The sequence below is a fragment of the Rhizobium sp. 01T437 genome (genome assembly GCF_056398505.1).
On sequence record NZ_JBFTPM010000004.1, the window covers coordinates 60,551 to 82,439 of the forward strand.

Consider the following 21,889-nt stretch of genomic DNA (forward strand, 5'->3'; position numbering starts at 1 on the left):
TCGCCTCATGGCGGCCGTCATATTTGGTCTCTAACATAGGGTTGCGCCAGGCCATTGCCAAGGCGATCCGCTCTGTCAGATCGTTTTTCCGTCAATACTTCTTAAAGGCGGCTCCGCATAGGGCGCCCTTGAGAAAACTGCCGAAAGCCTCTCGGCAAAGGTGAAATCAAATCGTGTCAAAAAGCGGTCGAAGGCTGCAAAATGGGGCGTCAAATCGACGGATCGGCCGAATTCCGGCAATAAAAGCCCTTGCCCTGCGGATATGGCCGGCCCAGAAGCAGCAGCCCGTTTCCACGCCGCCTTGGGAAGACCCTGACTCCCATCCCTTTTGTCCTGCTTGTTAGCGGAATCCGGCGAGCCCAGGTCGGGCGCGGAAGACCCTCTACGCATTGTTGCCTCATTCACCGAGCCGGCGCGTGTCGTAATTTCTATGGTCTCTGACGACCTGTTTCTCGCTTCAAATCTTCCATCCCAAACCCCGGCCTCTCCCGACCGAAGCACCAGAGGCAGGATTCCGCGGCTCTCACGTGCCAGATAAAGCCCGTCACGCCGCAAATCGAATACCACACGGCCGACAGTCATTCGTCCCGGCTTACCACCTGTGGCGAATGCAAGAAGCCGCTCCATCTGTTTCCTTCCCGGCACAAACGGCTGCCCACCAAAAACGGCCGTCAGACGACCGAGCGCATAATCAAGAACTCTGCGATCCTGTTCTAACCCGCCAGGCATCACCTGCCCGAGTAAACCGCCATGAAGCCTGAAATGGCGATGCAGCCATTCGGCTCCATCAGAAGAAAGAGCCAGCCGCTCTTCCCAAGCACGACAGATATCCGTCTCGGCAGCGCCTTCAGCGGAAAGGTGCCGGCGCGTCCGCACACGCTCGTATTTCAGATCTTCGTTGCTGGGGTCGTCGATCCACGCCACGCTGCGCACGGTCAGAAAGCGACGGATATCTACCCGGGTGGAGAAGAGGAGCGGCCGCAGGATCCAGAAATGCCGGTCGAACAGCACCGCATCCGCGATGCCGGTCGAAATCTGCTCCGTCCGCATTCCACGCATGTGCAGCGTTTCGCGCTGATCGTCCAGCGTATGTCCTGTCACGATGAGATCAGCATCGAAGGCTTCCGCCGCCTCGGCAAGAAGACCGTAACGCGCCTCGCGTGCCGCCGCCAAGATACCGGTTTTCGGCTTTTCCCCCTGCCAGACCATCGTCCGGTGCGGAATGTCCATTGATGCGCAGAGAGTTGCGACCCAGCAGGCCTCATCCGCGGATTCGTCGCGCAGCGCATGGTCGACTGTCGCAGCACAAAGGGAAATGGAAAGATCGGGTGCGGCCTTCAGCGCTTCATGGAGCAGCAGGAGCAGGCCACTGGAATCGCTTCCGCCTGAGATCGCGACAAGAATGCGCACGGGTGTCTTCAGCGAAGCGAGGAAACGGTCGATTGCCGCCTCGGGAGAAATCGGATCTTCCGGAAACAAACCGGAAGACCCTAGCAGGCGAGACGCTTCTGTTCGCTCGCGACCTTGTTTATGACGGCACGGGAGGCTTTCGGATACCGCTTGCTGACCTCGCGCAGGGTCGCGCAGGCAGTATCGGTATTGTCCAGTGCGGCAAGCGACATGCCGAGCTTCAGCAGCATCTCGGGTGCCTTTTCGGACGTGCCGTATTTTTGATGGGCATTCAGGAAAGTCTTGGCCGATTCGTTGAACTTGCCCTGCGAATAAAGCGCTTCGCCAAGCCAGAAATTGGCATCCGGAGCACGCGAGCTGTTCGGATAACGGGAGATGTACTGCGTGAATTCCTGCTCCGCAGTAGCGTAGTCGCCGGAAAGCACGTGGCCATAGGCCGCCTTGTACTGGTCGGACTCGCTGCCGAGCGAAGCGGTCTGCTGCGGCGCGGCCGCATCCGGCAGCGGTGCGGAACCGACCGTCGCATTCTGGTTCATGGAATTGCCGACAGGATTGCCGTTCTGGTCGAAATCCATGGAGCCCAACTCGCGCGGCGGCTGGCCGAGGCCTTCATTGGCCGGCACGCCGGTGGAGGGAGCCGTTTCGGCTCCCCGCGGGGCTTGAATGACCTTGGCGATATCATCGCCACCGCCTGATGCCGGTGGAGCGACGTCGGCTTCACTCTTCTTCACCGGCGTCTTGGCAGCACCACCGCCTCCTGCGCCGCCCCCGGTTTTTTCGAGCTGCTGGAAGCGGAATTCGTTGTCTTCCTGCTGCTTGCGGATCGTCTCCTGCATCTGGAGAAGCTGATAGCTCATCTCCTCGATACGGCCATTCAACTGCCGCATCTGGTCTTCCATCTGCTGGATGCGGATTTCCGCGTCGCTGCCCTGCACCTTGACAACAGGCGCTGCCGGCTGGCTTTGTTGCGCGGATTGGCCGCCGATGTGCAAGCCGAAGAACGAAGCGGAATATGCCGCTCGCTCGCTCCCGGTCACGGCCGCAAGGCACAGCATGCCTGCCACGACTAGTTTCTTCATTTGTATCGTCCTGTCCCAGTGATTCTTCGCGCCCCGATGGCACGACAGGAGATTTTTCCAATTGCTCTCAAAAAGCAACGGAGTCTGGCCAAAGTGTGGTCAAAAAGAAAGGCGGCCCGCAAGGAGCCGCCTCGTCAAATTCCGGCTTTTGCCGTGAATTACATGCCTGCGCCACCGAGAACGGTGACGGCACGGCGGTTCTGCGACCAGCAGGAAATGTCGTCGCAGACAGCGACCGGACGTTCCTTGCCGTAGGAGATCGTCTTCATGCGCTGAGCCGGAACGCCGCGCGAAGCGAGATAATCCTTGGCGGCTGCGGCGCGGCGAGCGCCGAGAGCGAGGTTATATTCGCGCGTACCGCGCTCGTCGGCATGGCCTTCGACKGTGACCTGGTAGTTCGGGTAGCGGCCGAGCCACTGTGCCTGACGGTCGAGCGTCTGGGCAGCATCGGCGCGGATCGAAGTGGAGTCGGTATCAAAGAAGATGCGGTCGCCGACATTGACCGTGAAGTCCTGGGTGGAGCCCGGTGTTGCCGCACCTGCACCGAGGCCGAGCTCGCCGGCGCTATTCGGCACGTTCTTCTTGGCGCAGCTTGCGAGAGCAAGGCCGGCGACAAGCGCGATCATGACGGGGTTACGGGCGAAATTCTGCATGCGGCTCATTGCCGGGGTGTGAATTCGGCTCATGGCCGGGTCTCCTTGCGACTTCAATCAGGGTTTCCGGACAGTAACCGCACTCGGTTAACCGGCCATCAAAGATTATGGTTAACAATTCGTTGATTTGTCCCTGCATCGCCCATTTTCAGGACTTTGCGGCGACATGAAGGCGATATTCTTCCCCTCCACTACTCCAGAAGCGGCGACCAGGCCGGGTCCGAGCCGTAGGCAGGCGTCTTGATGGCCTGTTCATTGTAGCCTGTCAGGTCGATCGAATAGAGCTGCGGACCGCCCGCACCCGCGGCCTGGCGGAAGAACATGATGACGCGGCCATTCGGCGCCCAGGTCGGGCCTTCATTGTGGAAACCGGTCGTCAAAATGCGCTCACCCGAGCCATCAGGCTTCATGACGCCGATCGAGAACTTGCCGCCCGACTGCTTGGTGAAAGCGATCAGATCGCCGCGCGGCGACCAGACCGGCGTGGAGTAGCGGCCATCGCCGAAGGAAATACGGGTCTGGCCCGAACCGTCGGCATTCATCACGTAGATCTGCGACTGTCCGCCGCGGTCGCTTTCGAAGGCGATGCGGTTACCATCGGGCGAATAGGAGGGCGACGTATCGATCGCGGCCGTGGATGTCAGACGGGTCGTCGTGCGCGAACGTAGGTCCATCGTGTAGATATTCGAATTGCCTTCCTGCTGAAGGCTCATGATGACCTTCTGGCCATCGGGAGAAAAGCGCGGCGAAAAGGTCATGCCCGGAAAGTTACCGACGACTTCACGCTGTCCGGTCTCAAGCTGCAGCAGATAAACGCGCGGCTGCTGGTTGGCAAAGGACATGTAGGTCACTTCCTGCCGGCTCGGCGAGAAGCGCGGCGTCAGCACGAGATCGCTGCCGTCGGTCAGCATGCGAACGTTGAAGCCGTCCTGATCCATGATCGCCAGCTGGCGCTTGCGCTGCTGCTTGGGACCGGATTCGGAAACGAAGACGACGCGGGTATCGAAATATCCCTCTTCGCCGGTGATCTGCTTGTAGATCGCGTCGGCGATGATGTGAGCGACACGCCGCCAGTTCTCCGGCTGCGTATAGAACTGCTGACCGGTCATCTGCTGCCCGGCAAAAGTATCCCACAGGCGGAATTCGGCGCGAAGGCGGCCATCCGCTTCCTTGGTAACTCGGCCAGTGACCAACGCCTGGGCATTGATAACCTTCCAGTCCTCGAAGCGCGGCGCAGCATCCGGATTGGAGATCTTTTCGATAAAGGCCGTCTTGTTGATCGGGGCAAACAGGCCGGAACGCTGCAGGTCGGCGGCGATGACCTGCGAGACCTGCGCGCCCATGTCGCCCTGGAAGTCAGTCACCGCAATCGGCATCGGCTGGACATTGCCTTTTCGAAGATCGAGGGTGACCAACGCGTTCGCCGGCGTCGTAAAGGCTGCGGCCCCAATCAGGCCTGCAATGACCATCAGAGCGCGGATGAGGGAACACTTGACCATATCAAACAAGCCTTTCAGCATCTTATTGGGTAAGAGCGCTGGTGTCGAAATTGAAAACAATTTCCTTCCAGACGTCGTATTTATCTTTCGGAAGCACCGTAAAAGGAGCTGCGCGACGAACTGCGCGAAGGCCGGCATCGCTAAGACTTTTCTGCGCACGCTCACTGCCACCGGTGACCTGCACATCAGGGTTGCCGACGATCTGCTCGTCTCTCGCTAGCTTTATGTGGATCGTCAAACGCACGCTGCCGATATCTTTCAGGCGATTATCGACGATGAATTGACGTTCGATCGAGTGCACAACCGCCGTGATTTCAGCCTTGCTGAGGATCGGGGCGTTTGCGCTGTTTCGGCGATCAGCCGTCTCCGCATTTGCATCGAAAGGAAATGCGAGGCCAAGGATCAACCCGATCAGCACCGCGTATATCCCGAAAGATTTCGCGAAATGGATCGAATTCCTCGGCATTCAAATCCCCATATCGCTGGGATGAAAATTAAGGACAACCTCGTTCCACACGTCATACTTGTCCATCGGAAGCGTCGTGCGGAACGACGGAGCAGATTTCATCACGGCACGGTAAGCGCCACTTTCCAGCGCACGACGCGTTGAATCGGTGCTGCTTCCGCCGGAAGACTCGATGTCAGGCTGGCCGATAATGTTTCCATCTTTATCGAGTTTGAAATGCACCGTGATGACCATGCCGGAAAGGCCTTCCATTCCCGGAGTAATAAGCCAGTTACCCTGGATCAAACCCTGTAGCGCATCTTGTTCGCTTTGGCTGAGCTTGGAACCGCCATTGCTCTTCTTCGCCCCCAGCGATGCCTCCTGCGTCGAACGCTTGGCGCCGCCGGCGGAAGGATCGGTCTTGTTCAGCAACGCCGAAATCTCGTCCGCGTTGAAGTCGCTCTTCATTGAAGAAGCCGATTTCGCCACTTCCTGTTTCTTGTCGGCTTTCTTCTTGTCGGTCGGTTTTTCTGCAGCCTTCGGCTCGTCCGGCGTTTTTTCCGGCGGCTTTTCAGCAGCCTTCTGTGGTTCCGGCGGCTTTACCTGTGGCTTGACGACCGGCGTCGGTACCTTGTCCGGCAATGCTTCGGCATCCGGCTTCGGCGGCTCCTCAGGCTTGGCCTGTTCTTCCGGCGGCTTTTCCTCGGGCTTCGGCGGTGTCACTTCGACAGGCTTTGGCGGCGGAATGGAAGCAACCTCCTTCGGTTGCTCGACCTCGGTCTCTTCCTTGTTGACTTCCTTGACGTCGTTCGGCTTGGGATCGATTGTCGGCAGCGGCTTCTCGCTCGAATTCGCCGCCGCAGCTTCGCTGTTGCTGGGCTTGGCGTTCGGGACCGGCGGCGTCTTCAGGTCGACATTGTTGTCACCGGCATTCTCCGCCGGCTGCGCGATAGGCGGCCGGGTCGTCGGCACCGGTGCTGATGTCTCCTTCTTCGGAGCCTTCTTGTCGCCTTGCTGCATCTGGGTGATGGATTCCACCGGCACGAGATCGACCGGCATCGCCTCGAAATCCTCCACCTTGAAGGATTCCGGCGCGCTGAGCGAAACCAGCGCCCAGGTAAGCACCAGCCCGTGCAGAACCGCAGATGTGACGACGCTGGTCTTCATCTTGAGCGTTACTGGTCCTTCTTCTGCTGTGTGACGAGGCCGATATTCTTGAAGCCTGCACCCTGGATGCGGGCCATCACGTCGGCAATCACGCCGTACGGAGCAGTCGCATCACCGCGCACGAAGATGCGTTCGTTGTAACCCGTGGTGGCGATCGCCTCGAGCTTTGCAGCAATCTCTTCAGCCGGGATCGGCGTTTCCTGCAGATAGACTTCGCCGCTGTTCTTGACCGAGATCGTGATCGGCTGCGTCTCGGAATTCAGCGCCTTGGCCTGTGTTTCCGGCAGATCGATCGGAACACCGACTGTCATCATCGGCGCTGCCACCATGAAGATGATGAGCAGCACCAGCATGACGTCGACGAGCGGCGTCACGTTGATTTCGGAGATCACACCCTTGTTGCGGCTACCACGGCGGCGGCGTCCGCCGCCCCCTCCGCTATTGCCGCCTACAGCCATACCCATGATCGTCTACTCCGTTACTGCGCAGCCTGGCGCGGCTGCAGCTTCTCGTCGATCTGGCGCGAAAGGATGGCGGAGAATTCATCCGCAAAGCCTTCCATGCGACCCGAGAGCTTGCCGGCGTCAGCGGAGAACTTGTTGTAGGCGATAACCGCCGGGATAGCGGCGACGAGACCGATGGCGGTAGCGAGAAGCGCTTCCGCGATACCGGGCGCCACGACCGCAAGGTTGGTCGACTTCGAACCGGCAATTGCCTGGAAGGAGGTCATGATACCGACAACCGTACCGAAGAGGCCGATGAACGGACCGGCCGAGCCGATCGTCGCCAGCGACCCGAGGCGGGCCGAGAGAAATTCGGATTCACGGGCGAGCGTCACGTCCATGGCCCTGTCGATACGCATCTGCAGGCCGATCGGCGAACGAGCACCCCGCTCGAAGGATTTCTTCCACTCGCGCATCGCCGCGACGAAGATTGCCGCAAGACCGGTATTGGTGCGCTCGGACAGCGTCCGGTAGAGTTCTTCCAGCGACTGGCCCGACCAGAACACCTGCTCGAACTTGTCGAACTGGCGACGGGCGCGTCCGTAGGCCAGATATTTGTCAATAACGATAGCCCAGGTCCACACCGAAGCGGCGATAAGGCCGAGCATGACCAGCTTGACGACAATGCCGGCCTGCATGAAAAGCGACCAGAGGCTGACGTCGGTCGTGGCTGCTGCCAATCCTACTTGTTCCATAGATCCAAAATCCCCGAATCCAAACGCCCGGCGCTTGACCGGGCGGCACGAAGTGATCACGCAAGAATGTCTGGCGGCCGCCGCCCAAAGCCCTGGTCAAGCTTCCAAGCTCTTCTTCCGCCTTCTTGCCGTCAAATTTGGTCAAAGGAAGGCGTGCGTCGCACAAACTCCGACTCCGCAAGTAAGACACCATTATGGTTAATAGATCGTTAGTGCCAGACTATGACAGCGGGAATGTCGCGGGAGATTTTGTTCCTGGATAACTTGACCGGAACATTGTCCGGTTGCTGAACACAGCGCTCATCTTGCAGCGCGGCAATTCCTTCACATAAAATTCAAGTTTTTACAACCCCTCGATTCCGGCAGTTTGACGCAGGAAACGCAGACATATCCGGGCTGTTTTCAGCTTTCGGGAATGAGCATTTGCCTCGCCAGCGCCTCGGGCAACCGGCGCGGCCTGCCCTTGGCATTGATCACGGCGATGATCACCTTTGCGGCGATCAGCAGTGTATCGTCGCGGCGGATTTCCTGGTTGAGCACCATCTTCGCGCCGCCGGCCTTTTCGGTATGTGTGATCACGGTCAAAATGTTGTCCATGCGGGCCGGGCTTTTGAAGTCGATCTCCATGCGATGGACGACGAAAACGAGTCCTTCCTCGTCCGCATTCACGAGCTCTCGCTGCTCGACACCGAGACAGCGCAGGTAGTCGGTGCGGCCCCGTTCGAGGAAATGCAGATAGCGTGCGTGATAGACCAGACCGGAGAAATCCGTATCTTCATAATAGACCCGCTGGACGAGTCGATGGCCCGCCTCGGTGAGCTCGCCGGAAATAGAAAAACCGTGTTCCGCCATAATTTTCTCCAAACTTTCCGGCCCTCTTTGACGCAACACTTCTCGACAGGCAAGCATTGAACAATTGTCATATTTCCTAACTATCCCGATGGGAAACAACCGATGAGGAGCCAGTGGCATGAAGATTGCGGTGATGGGCGGAGACGGTTTCATCGGTTGGCCAACCTCGCTGCATCTCTCCGATGCCGGGCATGACATCCACATCCTCGACAATCTCTCCCGCCGCTGGATCGATACCGAGCTCGGCGTCCAGTCGCTGACGCCGATGGACTCCATTCAGGAGCGCACTCGTATCTGGCATGCCGAAACCGGCCGCCGCATCCATTTCAATCTGATCGACCTCGCTCGGGACTACGAGCTCCTGAAGAAGTGGCTCGCGGAAAACCGTCCGGATGCGATCATCCATTTCGCCGAGCAGCGCGCTGCGCCCTATTCGATGAAGAGCGACCGGCACAAGAATTACACGGTCAACAACAATGTCAGCGCCACACATAATCTCTTGAATGCGTTGGTCGAGTTGCAGCTCGATGCCCATCTGGTCCACCTCGGCACCATGGGCGTCTATGGCTATTCGACGGTCGGTGCCGCCATTCCGGAAGGTTATCTGCCTGTCGGCATCGAGACGATGGATGGCGAAACTGCCTCCCAGGAGATTCTCTATCCATCCAATCCCGGCTCGATCTACCACATGACCAAGTGCCTGGATCAGTTGCTCTTCCAGTTCTACGCCAAGAATGACAGCCTCAGGATCACTGATCTGCATCAAGGCATCGTGTGGGGCACGCATACGGAGCAGACGCGCCGCCATCCGCAGCTCATCAACCGCTTCGATTATGATGGCGACTACGGCACGGTGCTGAACCGGTTCCTCATTCAGGCCGCCATCGGCTATCCGCTGACCGTTCACGGCACCGGTGGCCAGACGCGCGCCTTCATCCATATCCAGGATTCCGTCCGCTGCATCGAACTGGCGCTCAAGAATCCCCCCGCCCGCGGCTCACGCGTCGAAATCTTCAACCAGATGACGGAGACCCATCGTGTGCGCGATCTCGCCGAGATGATCGCCAAGATGGCCGGTTCCGAAGTCGTCTGGCTGCCCAATCCGCGCAAGGAAGCTGCCGAAAACGATCTGGTCGTCAGGAACGACAAGTTCCTCGGCCTCGGCCTCGATCCGATTACCCTGAAGGCCGGCCTGCTCGACGAAATCGTTGAAGTCGCAAGGAAATTCGCCTACCGCGTCGACCGCTCCCGCGTCCCGGCCGTCTCCGCCTGGACGAAGGATATCGCCGCGACAATTAATCACGACCCGGAAGGCAAGCGGCTGAAGTCCGTATCATGAGTGGTGCTATCTTCTCGAAGCAACGGCCTTGCCGGAGCGAGGCCGTTCAGGAAGGTACCCTGCATCCATGACCCCTGCCCCGCACTTCGCCTACGTCACTCTCGTCACCAACGCCGATTACGCCATGGGCGCGACGGCACTGGCAAACTCGCTGCGTCGTACTGGTACGGACGCCGCCATCGTCATCCTGCATACCGGCAGTGTCGACGCGGCCACCCTCGCCCCACTGGACGCTCTCGGCTGCCGGCTGATCGAAGTCGAGCATCTGCCGTTGTCGGATGCTTTCAACGAGCGGCATGCGCGCGGCAATCTCCACTCCGCAGCACCTTTCACCAAGGGCCGCAAGCCGGCCTTTCATTCGCCGCTCGACAATTTCTGCAAGCTCCGCCTCTGGCAGCTTGTCGAATATGAGCGCTGCGTTTTCATCGATGCCGATGCGATCGTCTTGAAGAATGTCGACAAGCTCTTCGCCTACCCGGAATTCTCCGCGGCGCCGAATGTCTATGAAAGCCTTGCCGACTTCCACCGCATGAACTCCGGCGTCTTCGTTGCCCGCCCTTCGCAAGAGACCTTCCGGCAGATGATTGCAGTTCTGGATCAGCCCGACATCTTCTGGCGGCGCACGGACCAGACCTTCCTCGAGACGTTCTTCCCCGATTGGCACGGCCTGCCGGTCTATTTCAACATGCTGCAATATGTCTGGTTCACCATGCCGGCCCTGTGGGATTGGAAGAGCATTTCTATCCTGCACTATCAGTATGAAAAACCTTGGGAAAAAGATCATCCTAAAGCAGAGAGGCTACAACCTTTGATCGATTTGTGGCATTGTTTCCATATTGGCGGCCACGTGCCGGAGATTGCATCTCTGGCCAATCCGGATGAGGCGGCATGAAAGTACTGGTATCAGGCGGAACGGGTATCGTCGGACGTTATATCGTCGAAGAGCTGCTTTCTGCCGGATATCAGGTGATTATCGGCGGACGGCGTGCGCCACTTCCCCGGTTCTTCTCTCGTCCCGTCGATTTCGCCCCGCTTTCGCTCGATCCGGACGAGGACGATATCGGCGCCTTCGATGATGCCTATTTTTTCGTGCACGCCGCCTTCAGCCACATCGAAGGAAAATACCGCGGCGGCGAAGGCGATGATCCAAAGGCGTTTCACCGCTTGAATCTCGATGGCACAGTGAAACTCTTCGAGGAGGCAAAGCGCGCAGGCACCCGCCGTTGCATCTTCATGTCCAGTCGCGCCGCCTATGGCGAGCATGCACCGGGCACCGAGCTTTTCGAAACCATGTCCGCCACGCCGGAAACCCTCTACGGGCAGGTCAAACTCGATGCGGAGCGGGCGCTCGCCCATCTTTCCGGCCCAGGCTTTGCAGGAGCAAGCCTACGGGCAACAGGCGTTTACAGTGGCCGTTCTCCAAACAAATGGGATCGACTGATCGATGACTATCTGAGCGGCCAGCCTGTTTCCCCACGCGCGGGAACCGAGGTCCATGGACGCGATCTCGGTCGTGTCGTGCGGCTGATGCTGGAAACAGAAAGTGCCCGAATCGCCGGCGAGGTCTTCAACGTTTCGGATATCGCCGTCGATACGAGGGATATCCTTTCGCCGATCCGGCACCACGCCGACTGTCCCTTCCCGCTGCCCGAAGCAGCGGACAAGGCAGAGCTTTGCGCCATGAACACGGGTAAGATCCGCGCGCTCGGCTGGAAGCCCGGCGGCATGCCCCTTTTCGAACAAACGATGCAGCAATTGGCCAGGAAACAAGGGGTTCCGCGCCCCAGTTCCACGCAAGTCTGATCTGGCAGAGTACGCCCCAAATGTAATCGGGGGTATATTATGCAGCTCGCAACCGTTTCGGCGTCCACCCTTCTGCGCGGCACTCAGTCGGCACAATCCGGCGTTTCGTCCACGAGCAACGAGCCCGATACCGGCGTATTGAAGATCCAGCGGCAGTCGCTCGCGCTGGAGCAGGTGCGTAATTCGCTGGCCAGCTCCGCCGACGATGCGAAGAGTCGTGCCCAGCGCAAGCTCGAGGAAGCCAAACAGGAGCTGCAGGCGCTGAAGACAGCGGGCTTCCCGCCTGAAGTGATTGCGCGTCTCGCCGCCGAACTCGCACGCAAGGTTGGCGCCGCGGCCTCCGAATTCGCCTCGGCCGTTGCAACCGGCGGCTCTTCCGACGCAAGTGCTGCGACCAGCACAGCAGCCATATCAGCTTCCACCGCCGCGACGACCGATGCCACCACCAATGCAACGGCCGACGTCGTCGCAAGCGATGCGACGGCTTCCACCGAGGCAACGCAGGGTACCGAAACGACAACGGAAGCAGTGGAAGACGGCACGGACACTGCGGAAACAGATGGCGCGGCTCATGCCCGCAAAGCCTATCAGGAAATCGTCGAAGACGGTCCGAAGTCGTCGACAATTTCCGCCGATGACCGCAAGACGATGGAAGAGTTCAAGTCTGTCGTCCGCGAGCTGAAGCAGATCCTCGAAAAGGCCATGCGCGATCTGCGCGAGAAGAACCGCGACGCCACCGCCGAAGGTGCAATCGGAGCAGCACAATCAGCCGTGACCGGCCTGTCGGCTGCCGTGCCGACGGCGACCATTCCCTCGAGCATCGTCGTCTAAGCCTTAGGCGCTGCCGTCTGCGGCAGAAAATGGATCGTTGCCTGGTTGACGAGCAGCACAAGGCAGGCGGCAAAGACAGTCGCAAATAGCCTATCCAGCAGCGCGGAAGCCGGCAGGGCATGATCGGCGGTTCCCATGGCCATCATCATCAGCGGCGTCATCACGATCGAATAGGCGAGATAATTCCTGGCCCGCAGGAAGGGCCTGCTACCGCCGAGCACGGCGACAACAAGCACGTCTGCCCAGGCTGGCAAGGTAAGAAACGACAGCAATCCCGCACAACAGACACCGAAGAGAACGCCGATCACTCTTTGCGTCGTCTTGAGTGGCAAACGTTCCGGCCGCCGCTCGATCAGCAGCACCAGCGCCAGTGCCGCCCAGTGAACATCATGATCGGGAAAGAACAGGTGGATAAGCGAGACGGCACCCAGGCAGGAAACCAGTCGGACTGGATATTGCCAGCCTGCCGGCTCCGCCAGGGAGCGCCACAGCCTGTTGAATTTCTGTCTGACGGTCGGCTTGCGTTCATCCTCGACCGGCTCTGCCGCATGACGGCGGATATGCGCGACGACCGCAGCCATCACCATGTGGAGAACGACAGCGAAAAGTGCGCCGCCGATGACAATGGCAAAGATGAGCAGCGGATCTGCCGTGGTGGTGGAGACGATGCCGCCGACCATGACGAGATAGAAGACGAAGCGCATGGAGGCGGCGACCATCGCGCGGTCAAAACCGCCGACGATACCGGCAATGCCGGCAATCACCAACAGGCCCATCAGCCAAACGCCGCCAAGCCGCCCGAGTGCACAGGCAAGCCCCGCCGCAAACACCAGGACCAGCAATGCGGCCCCTGCGCTCGCAGCTTGCGTCCTCAGTCTGCCATGCGCTACCGTCCCGCTCATCGCCATGCCGCCGATCAGGCCAAGCCCCGTATGATGGCCCCTCGCCGCAAGCAGTGCCGGAACGGCCATGGCAAGCGCCGATACGGCGATTTCGATCGCCGTCACTTCCTTTTCAGTCGACCAGCGAAAGGCTCCGGCTACGTGATTGAGTGTCTTTTCCATCAACCGTCTCTCAGACCCGGAATTGGGCATCCACGAAATAATACGCACTGCGTACGATATGTCCAGTAACCACGACGCACCTGCGACACTCATCCTGCGCTCCGTCCTGCTGCTCGGCCGCCGCTTGCGGGCTGCGCGCCCGGAAGGTCCGCACAGCTTGTCGACCATCGCGATCCTCGCCACGCTTCATCGCTTGGGGCCGATGCCCGCCTGGAGGCTTGCCCTGGAGGAACATCTGCAGCCTCAATCGGTCACCCGCATCATCGCGGCCCTTGAGCGCGACGGGCTGATCAGCCGCACGCGTAGCGAGACCGACCGCCGCGAGATCGAACTGTCGATCACCCCTCATGGCCGCACGGTGTTGTCCGAGGACATAGGCGCTCGCCGCGCCTGGCTCGAAAAAACGATGGACGACCGCCTGACGCCGGAAGAGCGCAGAACATTGATGGAAGCGTCAGAAATCATGCTGAAACTCGCCTATGCCCATATCGAGGACGGGGCGCAATCAGGCGAGGAATAGACCCTTTTCACCTGTTGCAATCAACCACAAGCGGTTATGTTCGCCGGACAACAATACTGGATTTGAGATGACGCCCAAGGAATTGAAGGCTCAATTGCGCGCTGAGCGTCTGGCACTCCGGGATGCCATCCCGACGGATCTGCGCGCAGCCAAAAGCCTCGACATGGCAGCCCATGCCGGCGATGCGATTGTTTTTACACCCGGCACCATCATCTCCGGTTTTCTACCGATCCGTTCGGAAGCCGATCTGCAGCCGCTGATGGCGCGGTGGCGCGGACGCGGCGCCCGCCTTTGCGTGCCCGCAATCATCGACAAGCAGACCATCGTCTTCCGAGAACTCGTCCACGGCGCGGCACTGATCGGCACCGGCTTCGGCACGGTCGGCCCAAGCGAAGACGCTGCTATCCTCGACCCCGAAATCATGCTCGTGCCGCTGTCGGCTTTCGATTCCCGCGGCCACCGCATCGGCTACGGCGCCGGCCATTATGACCGTGCAATCGGCCGCCTCCTGCAAAAAGGCCTGTCGCCAAAGCTGATCGGCATTGCATTTGACTGCCAGGAAGTGGCAGAGGTACCGGCTGAGCCGCATGACATAAGCCTGGATGCCATCCTGACGGAAAGCGGCCTGCGCCATTTTACCTCACGGATTGGATAGGGAATGCGACTGCTATTTCTGGGTGACATGGTCGGCAAGACGGGACGCACGGCGGTCTGGGACCGCCTGCCCGGTCTGGTTTCCGACCTGAAGCTCGACTTCGTCATCGTCAATGGCGAAAACGCCGCCGGCGGCTTCGGCATCACCGAAGACATCTTTCTGGAAACGATCAACGCCGGCGCCGATGTGGTGACAACCGGCAATCACGTCTGGGACCAGAAAGATGCTGTCGCCTTCGCGGGTCGCCATGACCAGTTCCTGCGTCCGGCAAACTATCCGCAGGGAACACCCGGTCGCGGCTCGGGTCTCTTCTATGCGCGTAACGGCGCGCGTGTGCTCGTCGCCAACATCATGGGCCGCGTCTTCATGCATCCCGAGCTCGACGACCCCTTCAAGGCGGCCGAGACGATCCTTGCCGCCTGCCCGCTGAAGGAACAGGCCGATGCCATCATCTTCGATTTTCATGCGGAAGCGACGAGCGAAAAGCAGTGCTTCGGCCATTTTGTCGATGGCCGCGCCAGCTTCGTCGTCGGCACCCACACGCACGTGCCGACCGCCGATGCACAGATCCTGAATGGCGGCACCGCCTATATGTCGGATGCCGGCATGTGCGGCGATTACGATTCCTCGCTCGGCATGGACAAGGAAGAACCGCTGAACCGCTTCATCTCCAAGATGCCGAAGGGCCGTATGGAAGCGGCCACCGGCCCCGCCACCATCTGCGGCGTCGGCGTGGAAATTTCGGACGCGACGGGTCTGGCCGAAAAGATCGCTCCGCTGCGCCTTGGCCCGCGGCTTGCCGAAACGATCCCGGAGTTCTGGCGCTAGAGCACTGCAACACGCAATTGTGAGCATGCTCCGGCTGGACCGCTGCGACCGCATGCCGCATCCTCGCGGCTTCGTGAAAGCGCCGGAGGGGTGGCATGAAGCCGCATTGTCTTGTCCTCGCTATCGCATGCCTTGCGGTTTTCGCCGCGCCGCACCTTGCCGCAGCCCAGGAAAACCGCAGGCCTGTCAGCGAGTGCCAGGCCATCGCGCAGACTATCCCCAAGGCGACCTTCGCCAGCTTCTCTGGTACGGCGCCGGTAATCCCGGCGGTGTCCGAGGACGAAGATGTCAAATTCACCTACCTCGGCCATTCTACCTTCGAGATCGACACACCCGGCGGCATCGTCATCGCCACCGATTATAACGGCTGGTACAAACCGGCGGTGACACCCGATGTCGTGACCATGAACAAGGCGCATCAGACGCATTACACGCTGACGCCGGACCCTGGCATCAAGCATGTTCTGCACGGCTGGAGCGATATTCCCGGCGACAAGGCGAAGATCAATCTCGTCGTCGGCGATGCCTATATCCGCAATGTGACGACGGATATCCGCTTCAGCTACGGGCTCGGCGGATCGCAACAGGACGGCAATTCCATTTTCATCTTCGAGATCGCCGGCCTCTGCATCGGCCATCTCGGCCACCTGCATTATGAACTGACCGACACACACTACACGGAAATCGGCAGGCTGGACGTGGTCATGGTGCCGGTCGATGGCGGCCTGACGATGGGTGCCGACAGCATGAGCCGCGTCATCAAGCGTCTGCGCTCGTCGCTGATCCTGCCGATGCATCGCCGCGGCCCGCCGGTTAACGCCTTCATCTCGATGTTCGGCAATGGTTTCGACGTTAATTATGCGCCCGACAACATCATCACCGTTTCGCTGCGCACGCTGCCAAAAAAACCTCTGATCTATGTGATGAAGGACGTGCAGTAAAAAGGCCCGGACCATGCCGGGCCTGTTTGCTCACGCAAATTGCAGATGCCGTTTGATGCCGACGTCAGGCATCTTCTCCTCATCGAAATTGGCCTTGGCAATTTCCCAGCCGAATTTCAGCTTGCTGCCGGTTGAGACCCAGATATCCGCGTCATCGACATGCATGGAAAGCATCGTCAGCTTCGGATCCTTCTTGCCACCTTCGTACCAGGCGGCAACAACTGAGTTCCAAAACTCCTCGATTTTCGAGGGATCGGGGCGCACTTCGATAACCCCGGAAAGGCAGGCATGATAATCGTGGTTCTTGCCGATGACGCAAAAATGCGCACGGCTGCCTGGCTTGATCATCTGCACGAGTTCGGCATCCGTCTTGGTATAGAACCAGATCGTATTGGTGGTCGGATCAACATTGGGTGCCATCGGCTGCATATGCATGTCGACGCCTGAAAGGCCGAGCATGCCGGCATTGATATCGTTGATCTGGTCCCAGAGCTGACGTGCCGGTCGTTCAYGGGCCTCGCTGAAGCTTGCCATAGCCGTTCCTTTCCTGCTGGTGTTGTCGGTTGAAAACGTCATCTCCTCGGCTTTGTTCCGCCCACCACCACGCCGCCAGGGAAGGATCGAAAAGCTGCTTTTTCCTTGAATATCGCCCTTTCCGATCTTATAAGGCGGCCCATTCCGAACAATGAGACGTGAACAGGGGTGCCATGGCTGGCCATTCACAGTTTAAAAACATCATGCACCGCAAGGGCCGTCAGGATTCCGTGCGGTCGAAAATGTTCTCCAAGCTCGCGCGCGAAATCACCGTTGCCGCCAAGGCCGGCCTGCCCGACCCGACAATGAATGCCCGCCTGCGCCTGGCGATCCAGAACGCCAAGRCCCAGTCGATGCCGAAGGACAATATCGACCGCGCCATCAAGAAGGCTTCCGGCGCCGATACGGAGAACTATGACGAGGTCCGTTACGAAGGCTACGGCCCAGGCGGCACGGCGATCATCGTCGAGGCCCTGACCGACAACCGCAACCGCACCGCCTCCAACGTCCGCTCGATCTTCACCAAGGCCGGCGGCGCACTCGGCGAAACCGGCTCGGTTTCCTTCTCCTTCGACCACGTCGGCGAAATCACCTACAAGCTGTCCGCCGGCGATGCCGACAAGGTCATGGAAGCCGCGATCGAAGCCGGCGCCGATGATGTGGAGACCGACGAGGAAGGCCACTACATCACCACCGCTTTCGAAGCCCTCGGCGAAGTCGCCAAGGCGCTCGAATCCACCCTCGGCGAAGCCGATACTGTAAAGGCCGTCTGGCGCGCCCAGAACAACGTGCCGGTCGATGAAGAACGAGCACAGTCACTGCTGAGGCTCATCGACTCGCTCGAAGACGATGACGACGTCCAGAACGTCTACTCGAACTTCGAAGTCTCGGAAGAAGTTCTGGCCAAGCTCTCGGCTTAAAGCCATCCAGGATATTGAATCGAAAAACCCGGCCATTCCGCCGGGTTTTTTGTTTGCTGGGATGATTAGCGGCTAGGCTGCAGCCCGCATGAAATTGCCGAGTCCGGCAAAGAGCTCCACCGATTTCAACCGCGCCTCGATATCATGGATCGGCATGGAGATGATGACCTCATCGGCCTGCGTCTCCTTGAGGAATTCATTGAGCTGGGCTTCGGCCGTGGCCGGCGAACCGACGACGGCGTAGCGCAGCGTGTGCTCGACATTCATCTTTTCCATCGGTGACCAGAAGACATCCATATCCCCCACCGGCCGTGGGAAAGGCCCGCGCACATTGCGCCGCAGATTGACGAACTGCTGCTGAGCCGAGGTGAAGTGATACTGCGCTTCCTCATCTGTCTCCGAAACCGCACCCATGACGCCGACCATCACATAGGGCTTGTCGAGCTCTTCTGAAGGCTGAAAACGGTCGCGATAGATTGCAATAGCATCGAGCAGCATGTCGGGCGCAAAATGCGAGGCGAAGGCAAAGGGAAGGCCAAGCATCGCCGCGAGCTGGGCGCTATAGAGGCTGGAACCGAGCAGCCAGACCGGGATGTGTGATTCGTTGCCGGGCACGGCCAGGATCGCCTGGTTTTCGATCGGCGTGCCAAGAAGCTGCTGCAGTTCTACCACATCATTGGGGAAACTGTTTGCACCGGCGTCGAGGTTGCGCCTGAGCGCCTGCGCCGTGCGCATGTCCGTTCCCGGCGCGCGGCCGAGACCGAGATCGACGCGACCGGGAAACAAGGCTTCGAGCGTGCCGAACTGTTCGGCGATGACGAGCGGCGCATGGTTCGGCAGCATGACGCCACCCGAGCCGATGCGGATGGTCTTCGTCACCGCCCCGATCTGGCCGAGAATGACCGAGGTTGCAGCGCTTGCAACGCCGGGCATGCCATGATGCTCCGCCATCCAGAAACGCGTATAGCCGAACTCCTCCGCCTTCTGTGCCATGCGCTTCGACGCTGCAAAGGATTGGCTGATGGTCGTGCCTTCGGCCACAGGGGATAGATCGAGAATGGAAAAGGGAACCATGGAAACCTGCCGCTCAAGAATGGGAGTGCGGTCTATGTAGGTTCGCTGTGGCGCTATTCCAAATCGCGGCACCAACAAAAGCTGCCCCGGAAAATAACTGTTATTCGTCGAAGGCCGGAGGGAATTTCAATGCGCCTGATGGCGGCGATCCCTTGAAGATGATCCTCTGGACATATCGCGTATCGAGATCGCGATAGGTCAGCTTCCCATCGCTCTCGAAGCCGACACCGCGATAGACCGAGGGATTGCCGATCAGCGCGCAGCCGGTCGCATCACGCTCTCCTAGCAGATCGAGCCCTTTCAGGATCAGCTCTCTGCCGATCCCCTGCCGCTGCCGCTCCGGCTTTACCGAAATCGGCCCGAGCCCATACCATCCATCCTCGATGTTGCCGATTGTGATCGGCGAGAAAGCGACATGGCCGATGATCTCACCACCCTCTTCCGCGACGAGAGATAGTGTCAAATCACCCGACGCGCGAAGATCCCTGACAATCCGCGCTTCGGTATTGTTGCTGTAAGGCATCGGCTCGAACGCCACCCGCGTCAGCTCATGAATGGCATCCGCATCCTCGGGCTTTTCGAACCGGATCAGCATGATGCTATCACGCCCGTTTGCGCAGCAGATGCACGTCGGCGCTCTGCTGCTGATATCCTTCGGCAAGGGTGAAGTTGCCGAGCTGGCGGTCCATCTCCACAGCTTCGGTTGCCAGACGGTGGATTGCAGCCGTCGTCTCCTCAACCATCGCCGCATTCTGCTGCGTCATGGAATCGAGCTCGGCGACCGAGCTGTTGATCTGCCGCAGGGTGTCTGCCTCTTCACGGGTGGATTCCATGATCTCGTTGATCTGGCCGTTGATGGCTTCAACATGACCCCCGATGCCGGTCAGCGCAACGCCGGCCCTTTCAACGAGCGCCACGCCGCTTTCCACCTCATGCGTGGATTTTTGCAACAGGCTGGAGATTTCCTTGGCAGCGCTCGAAGACCGCTGCGCCAGTTCGCGTACTTCCATGGCGACGACCGCAAAGCCCTTGCCGCTTTCGCCGGCGCGTGCCGCCTCGACGCCGGCATTCAGTGCCAGCAGGTTGGTCTGGAAGGCGATATCGTCGATGACGGAAATGATGGTGTTGATCTGCCGTGAAGACGCCTGGATCGCTTCCATCGCCGCGATTGTCTCGCGCATGATCTGGCTGGAGCCGACAGTCTCCTTCTTGGCGTCGCGGGCGATGCGTGCGGCCTGTTCGGCGCGCTCGATCTGCACGCGCACCGACTGGGTGATGGCGCTGATCGCATTGGCCGTTTCGGTGATCGAGCTTGCCTGCCGCTCGGTGCGGCCGGCCAGTTCATCGGCACCGGTGCGCATCTCCTCGGAGCCTGCACGCACGGCCATGGAGTTGCCGCCGATCGCCGTCATCGTTTCGTTAAGCGTGGCCAGTGCCTCGTTGAAGTTCACACGCAGGCTTTCGAGCTCGCTCGGGAAGCGGGTTTCGATCTGGTAGGCCAGATCGCCGCTCGCCAGATGATGAAGCCCCTCGTCGAGCGCCGTGACCACATCCTGCAGGCTGCGGGCCTCCGCCTCGCGCTGAGCCAGATTCTGCTGGCGCTCGCTTTCGGCCCGCGTGCGCGTTTGCTCGCTCGCAGCTTCGAGCTCGCGGCCTTCGATCAGCGACTGCTTGAAGCGAGCAAGCGCTTTCGCCATCGTGCCGATCTCGTCCTTGCGGTTCTGGCTGCCGATCTCAACTTCGAGCTTGCCTTCTGCGACTTCGCGGGTCACGCCGGCAAGACGGGCAAGCGGCGAGAACAGGAAGTTGGTGATAAGACCTGTGGCAATCGCCATGACGACGAGAACGCCGATGCCGATCGAGGTCAGCAATGTGGCGACCTCGATGGAGCCGGCATTCAATTCGCTGCGCAGCACGCTTTCAACGACGAGGAAACGATCGCCGCGATAATCGATGCCGCGCACATAGGCGCGTGCAGCACCGTCGGCGCGATCGAAATCTGAAACCGTCATCGCCGAACTCGCAAGCGCATCCTTGATGAAGGTGAACGGCGCGGTATCGAGCGTCGCAAGCTGGCCGGATGCATTGAGACCAACGGCCGACCCGTCTGCCGAAATGATGGCCGCCTTTGCCGTGCTGCCGGACACGATACCCTTTGCCAGAATGCTGGTGACGACATCGTCACGCACCTTGAACAGCATCAGCCCTTTCGCCTGACCGAGCTTGACGATCGGCACGGCATAGAAGATCGCCGACTTGCCGCTTCCGGTATCGACACGCAGGCCGGAGAAGGCCGTCGGCGCGGAATCGTCGGTCGCCTTGGCGGTATTTTCGATCGCCTTGGCATAGGCGATGCCCGCGCCGGTCGATTTCCAGGCATCCGACTTCAGGTTCTCGGCGAAGTCGTCATTCTTCTTGTAGGAATAGAGCACGGTGCCGTCGAGATCGACGATCAGGAGGTCGCTGAAGGCGGTATCGGCGAGATCGCGCGCCACTTCGCCCTGCGTCTTCTCATGGCTCGAATAATAGAAACCGCTCGGACCCTCCGGCTTTGCGAGCTTCTCGCGCTGGTCGGCCGGGTTCGGATTGTTCGTGATGAAGACCTTCTTCAGCTCCCCACGTGCATCGCCGGAGCTCTTCTCCATCGTCTTCCAACCGCTCTTCAGGTTGGTGATCGACATCTGCAGCGCTTCTATACGCGCAATCGAGGTTGCCTGGTTCTCAAGCTGAACAAGCTGATCCTGCAACATGTCGCCGCGGAAGATCAGCACGCTCTCCTTGGCCTTCAGCGCCTGCTCGTCGGAAACGCGGCTGCTGGCAAAATAGGCGAGGATATTGATCACCGCGACCGAAAGCGTGGTCAGCAGGATGAAGGTGGCTATCACCTTGAAGGACAGGGACTGAAATCTCTGAGCCATGAAAACGAACCCTTCCAGAACGGCGCCGCCGGCGAGCGGAATCATGGAGACATCACCCACCGGTTGAACTGCAAACAGAGCATCGGAAGCCTTAAGCTTTGCGAAAGCCGGCTTCTCTCACATTTGATGGATTAGAATTCAGGCATTCGGTTTAATTCG

The 21,889-nt window shown here is 59.7% G+C and carries 23 protein-coding genes; 9 read left to right on the top strand and 14 right to left on the bottom strand.

The features are described 5' to 3' along the window. Positions 1 to 75: 75 nt before the first annotated feature. The 9 genes from tilS to ybgC form a co-directional block, all read right to left on the bottom strand. Positions 76 to 1,479, bottom strand: a complete 1,404-nt coding sequence (gene tilS, locus AC1DM5_RS08895; protein ID WP_477818342.1) for a tRNA lysidine(34) synthetase TilS — start codon at positions 1,477 to 1,479, stop codon at positions 76 to 78. Between the two features lie 11 nt (positions 1,480 to 1,490). Further along, positions 1,491 to 2,489 carry a tol-pal system protein YbgF gene (gene ybgF / locus AC1DM5_RS08900; protein ID WP_477818341.1) on the bottom strand — a complete coding sequence of 333 codons (999 nt, stop codon included), beginning with the start codon at positions 2,487 to 2,489 and terminating at the stop codon, positions 1,491 to 1,493. A 158-nt stretch (positions 2,490 to 2,647) separates the two neighbouring features. Further along, positions 2,648 to 3,175 carry a peptidoglycan-associated lipoprotein Pal gene (gene pal / locus AC1DM5_RS08905; RefSeq protein WP_477818340.1) on the bottom strand — a complete coding sequence of 176 codons (528 nt, stop codon included), beginning with the start codon at positions 3,173 to 3,175 and terminating at the stop codon, positions 2,648 to 2,650. Between the two features lie 158 nt (positions 3,176 to 3,333). Continuing rightward, positions 3,334 to 4,641 carry a Tol-Pal system beta propeller repeat protein TolB gene (gene tolB, locus AC1DM5_RS08910; protein ID WP_477818339.1) on the bottom strand — a complete coding sequence of 436 codons (1,308 nt, stop codon included), beginning with the start codon at positions 4,639 to 4,641 and terminating at the stop codon, positions 3,334 to 3,336. A 22-nt stretch (positions 4,642 to 4,663) separates the two neighbouring features. Next, positions 4,664 to 5,107, bottom strand: a complete 444-nt coding sequence (locus AC1DM5_RS08915) for a cell envelope integrity TolA family protein (RefSeq protein WP_477818338.1) — start codon at positions 5,105 to 5,107, stop codon at positions 4,664 to 4,666. Next, positions 5,108 to 6,253, bottom strand: a complete 1,146-nt coding sequence (locus tag AC1DM5_RS08920; protein ID WP_113309289.1) for a hypothetical protein — start codon at positions 6,251 to 6,253, stop codon at positions 5,108 to 5,110. An 8-nt stretch (positions 6,254 to 6,261) separates the two neighbouring features. Next, positions 6,262 to 6,717, bottom strand: coding sequence for a protein TolR (gene tolR / locus AC1DM5_RS08925; protein WP_113323797.1), 456 nt, complete (start codon positions 6,715 to 6,717; stop codon positions 6,262 to 6,264). Positions 6,718 to 6,731: 14 nt separating this feature from the next. Next, positions 6,732 to 7,451: a protein TolQ gene (gene tolQ, locus AC1DM5_RS08930; protein ID WP_113295393.1), complete on the bottom strand. Its 720-nt coding sequence runs from the start codon at positions 7,449 to 7,451 to the stop codon at positions 6,732 to 6,734. A gap of 402 nt (positions 7,452 to 7,853) precedes the next feature. Then, positions 7,854 to 8,303 (bottom strand): tol-pal system-associated acyl-CoA thioesterase, encoded by a 450-nt coding sequence (gene ybgC / locus AC1DM5_RS08935; RefSeq protein ID WP_477818399.1) that lies wholly within the window; start codon positions 8,301 to 8,303, stop codon positions 7,854 to 7,856. 118 nt (positions 8,304 to 8,421) lie between these two features. Here ybgC and AC1DM5_RS08940 point away from each other — a divergent pair, with 118 nt between their 5' ends. The 4 genes from AC1DM5_RS08940 to AC1DM5_RS08955 all read left to right on the top strand — a co-directional run bounded on the left by AC1DM5_RS08940 (position 8,422) and on the right by AC1DM5_RS08955 (position 12,276). Further along, on the top strand, positions 8,422 to 9,642 hold the full coding sequence (locus AC1DM5_RS08940; RefSeq protein WP_477818337.1) for an NAD-dependent epimerase/dehydratase family protein: 1,221 nt from the start codon (positions 8,422 to 8,424) through the stop codon (positions 9,640 to 9,642). 67 nt (positions 9,643 to 9,709) lie between these two features. Beyond that, positions 9,710 to 10,534, top strand: a complete 825-nt coding sequence (locus AC1DM5_RS08945; protein WP_477818336.1) for a glycosyltransferase — start codon at positions 9,710 to 9,712, stop codon at positions 10,532 to 10,534. Continuing rightward, positions 10,531 to 11,445 (top strand): NAD-dependent epimerase/dehydratase family protein, encoded by a 915-nt coding sequence (locus AC1DM5_RS08950; RefSeq protein ID WP_477818335.1) that lies wholly within the window; start codon positions 10,531 to 10,533, stop codon positions 11,443 to 11,445. The genes AC1DM5_RS08945 and AC1DM5_RS08950 overlap by 4 nt, the downstream gene beginning before the upstream one ends. A 39-nt stretch (positions 11,446 to 11,484) precedes the next feature. After that, a complete protein-coding gene (locus AC1DM5_RS08955) occupies positions 11,485 to 12,276 on the top strand; it encodes a hypothetical protein (protein ID WP_477818334.1) in 792 nt (263 codons plus the stop codon). Here the strand turns inward: AC1DM5_RS08955 and AC1DM5_RS08960 are convergent. Then, positions 12,273 to 13,340: an FUSC family protein gene (locus AC1DM5_RS08960; RefSeq protein ID WP_477818333.1), complete on the bottom strand. Its 1,068-nt coding sequence runs from the start codon at positions 13,338 to 13,340 to the stop codon at positions 12,273 to 12,275. The genes AC1DM5_RS08955 and AC1DM5_RS08960 overlap by 4 nt on opposite strands. A gap of 58 nt (positions 13,341 to 13,398) precedes the next feature. On the opposite strand from AC1DM5_RS08960, the gene AC1DM5_RS08965 reads away from it, so the two are divergent. The 4 genes from AC1DM5_RS08965 (at position 13,399) to AC1DM5_RS08980 (ending at position 16,284) form a co-directional block, all read left to right on the top strand. Further along, positions 13,399 to 13,860 carry a MarR family winged helix-turn-helix transcriptional regulator gene (locus AC1DM5_RS08965; RefSeq protein WP_477818332.1) on the top strand — a complete coding sequence of 154 codons (462 nt, stop codon included), beginning with the start codon at positions 13,399 to 13,401 and terminating at the stop codon, positions 13,858 to 13,860. Between the two features lie 67 nt (positions 13,861 to 13,927). Then, positions 13,928 to 14,515 (top strand): 5-formyltetrahydrofolate cyclo-ligase, encoded by a 588-nt coding sequence (locus AC1DM5_RS08970; RefSeq protein WP_477818331.1) that lies wholly within the window; start codon positions 13,928 to 13,930, stop codon positions 14,513 to 14,515. Positions 14,516 to 14,518: 3 nt separating this feature from the next. Beyond that, positions 14,519 to 15,343, top strand: a complete 825-nt coding sequence (locus AC1DM5_RS08975; RefSeq protein WP_007827096.1) for a TIGR00282 family metallophosphoesterase — start codon at positions 14,519 to 14,521, stop codon at positions 15,341 to 15,343. Positions 15,344 to 15,438: 95 nt separating this feature from the next. After that, positions 15,439 to 16,284, top strand: a complete 846-nt coding sequence (locus AC1DM5_RS08980; RefSeq protein ID WP_477818330.1) for an MBL fold metallo-hydrolase — start codon at positions 15,439 to 15,441, stop codon at positions 16,282 to 16,284. Positions 16,285 to 16,314: 30 nt separating this feature from the next. Here the strand turns inward: AC1DM5_RS08980 and AC1DM5_RS08985 are convergent, their stop codons facing one another. Beyond that, entirely contained in the window at positions 16,315 to 16,818 is a 504-nt protein-coding gene (locus AC1DM5_RS08985; protein WP_477974877.1) for a pyridoxamine 5'-phosphate oxidase family protein, read from the bottom strand. Between the two features lie 173 nt (positions 16,819 to 16,991). On the opposite strand from AC1DM5_RS08985, the gene AC1DM5_RS08990 reads away from it, so the two are divergent. After that, on the top strand, positions 16,992 to 17,738 hold the full coding sequence (locus AC1DM5_RS08990; RefSeq protein WP_477974879.1) for a YebC/PmpR family DNA-binding transcriptional regulator: 747 nt from the start codon (positions 16,992 to 16,994) through the stop codon (positions 17,736 to 17,738). A 72-nt stretch (positions 17,739 to 17,810) separates the two neighbouring features. Here the strand turns inward: AC1DM5_RS08990 and AC1DM5_RS08995 are convergent, their stop codons facing one another. The 3 genes from AC1DM5_RS08995 to AC1DM5_RS09005 form a co-directional block, all read right to left on the bottom strand. Then, the gene (locus tag AC1DM5_RS08995; protein ID WP_477818327.1) at positions 17,811 to 18,812 is read right to left on the bottom strand and encodes an LLM class flavin-dependent oxidoreductase; all 1,002 of its coding nucleotides are present in this window, start codon (positions 18,810 to 18,812) and stop codon (positions 17,811 to 17,813) included. A gap of 100 nt (positions 18,813 to 18,912) precedes the next feature. After that, entirely contained in the window at positions 18,913 to 19,407 is a 495-nt protein-coding gene (locus AC1DM5_RS09000; protein ID WP_477818326.1) for a GNAT family N-acetyltransferase, read from the bottom strand. A gap of 7 nt (positions 19,408 to 19,414) precedes the next feature. Next, entirely contained in the window at positions 19,415 to 21,730 is a 2,316-nt protein-coding gene (locus AC1DM5_RS09005) for a methyl-accepting chemotaxis protein (protein ID WP_477818325.1), read from the bottom strand. Between the last annotated feature and the right edge of the window lie 159 nt (positions 21,731 to 21,889).

Coding starts and splice junctions, on each gene's coding strand:
- ybgF (WP_477818341.1), bottom strand. CDS start 2,489: ATGAAGAAACTAGTCGTGGCAGGCATGCTGTGCCTTGCGGCCGTGACC.
- tolB (WP_477818339.1), bottom strand. CDS start 4,641: ATGGTCAAGTGTTCCCTCATCCGCGCTCTGATGGTCATTGCAGGCCTG.
- AC1DM5_RS08915 (WP_477818338.1), bottom strand. CDS start 5,107: ATGCCGAGGAATTCGATCCATTTCGCGAAATCTTTCGGGATATACGCG.
- AC1DM5_RS08920 (WP_113309289.1), bottom strand. CDS start 6,253: ATGAAGACCAGCGTCGTCACATCTGCGGTTCTGCACGGGCTGGTGCTT.
- tolR (WP_113323797.1), bottom strand. CDS start 6,717: ATGGGTATGGCTGTAGGCGGCAATAGCGGAGGGGGCGGCGGACGCCGC.
- tolQ (WP_113295393.1), bottom strand. CDS start 7,451: ATGGAACAAGTAGGATTGGCAGCAGCCACGACCGACGTCAGCCTCTGG.
- ybgC (WP_477818399.1), bottom strand. CDS start 8,303: ATGGCGGAACACGGTTTTTCTATTTCCGGCGAGCTCACCGAGGCGGGC.
- AC1DM5_RS08940 (WP_477818337.1), top strand. CDS start 8,422: ATGAAGATTGCGGTGATGGGCGGAGACGGTTTCATCGGTTGGCCAACC.
- AC1DM5_RS08945 (WP_477818336.1), top strand. CDS start 9,710: ATGACCCCTGCCCCGCACTTCGCCTACGTCACTCTCGTCACCAACGCC.
- AC1DM5_RS08950 (WP_477818335.1), top strand. CDS start 10,531: ATGAAAGTACTGGTATCAGGCGGAACGGGTATCGTCGGACGTTATATC.
- AC1DM5_RS08955 (WP_477818334.1), top strand. CDS start 11,485: ATGCAGCTCGCAACCGTTTCGGCGTCCACCCTTCTGCGCGGCACTCAG.
- AC1DM5_RS08960 (WP_477818333.1), bottom strand. CDS start 13,340: ATGGAAAAGACACTCAATCACGTAGCCGGAGCCTTTCGCTGGTCGACT.
- AC1DM5_RS08965 (WP_477818332.1), top strand. CDS start 13,399: ATGTCCAGTAACCACGACGCACCTGCGACACTCATCCTGCGCTCCGTC.
- AC1DM5_RS08970 (WP_477818331.1), top strand. CDS start 13,928: ATGACGCCCAAGGAATTGAAGGCTCAATTGCGCGCTGAGCGTCTGGCA.
- AC1DM5_RS08975 (WP_007827096.1), top strand. CDS start 14,519: ATGCGACTGCTATTTCTGGGTGACATGGTCGGCAAGACGGGACGCACG.
- AC1DM5_RS08980 (WP_477818330.1), top strand. CDS start 15,439: ATGAAGCCGCATTGTCTTGTCCTCGCTATCGCATGCCTTGCGGTTTTC.
- AC1DM5_RS08995 (WP_477818327.1), bottom strand. CDS start 18,812: ATGGTTCCCTTTTCCATTCTCGATCTATCCCCTGTGGCCGAAGGCACG.
- AC1DM5_RS09000 (WP_477818326.1), bottom strand. CDS start 19,407: ATGCTGATCCGGTTCGAAAAGCCCGAGGATGCGGATGCCATTCATGAG.
- AC1DM5_RS09005 (WP_477818325.1), bottom strand. CDS start 21,730: ATGGCTCAGAGATTTCAGTCCCTGTCCTTCAAGGTGATAGCCACCTTC.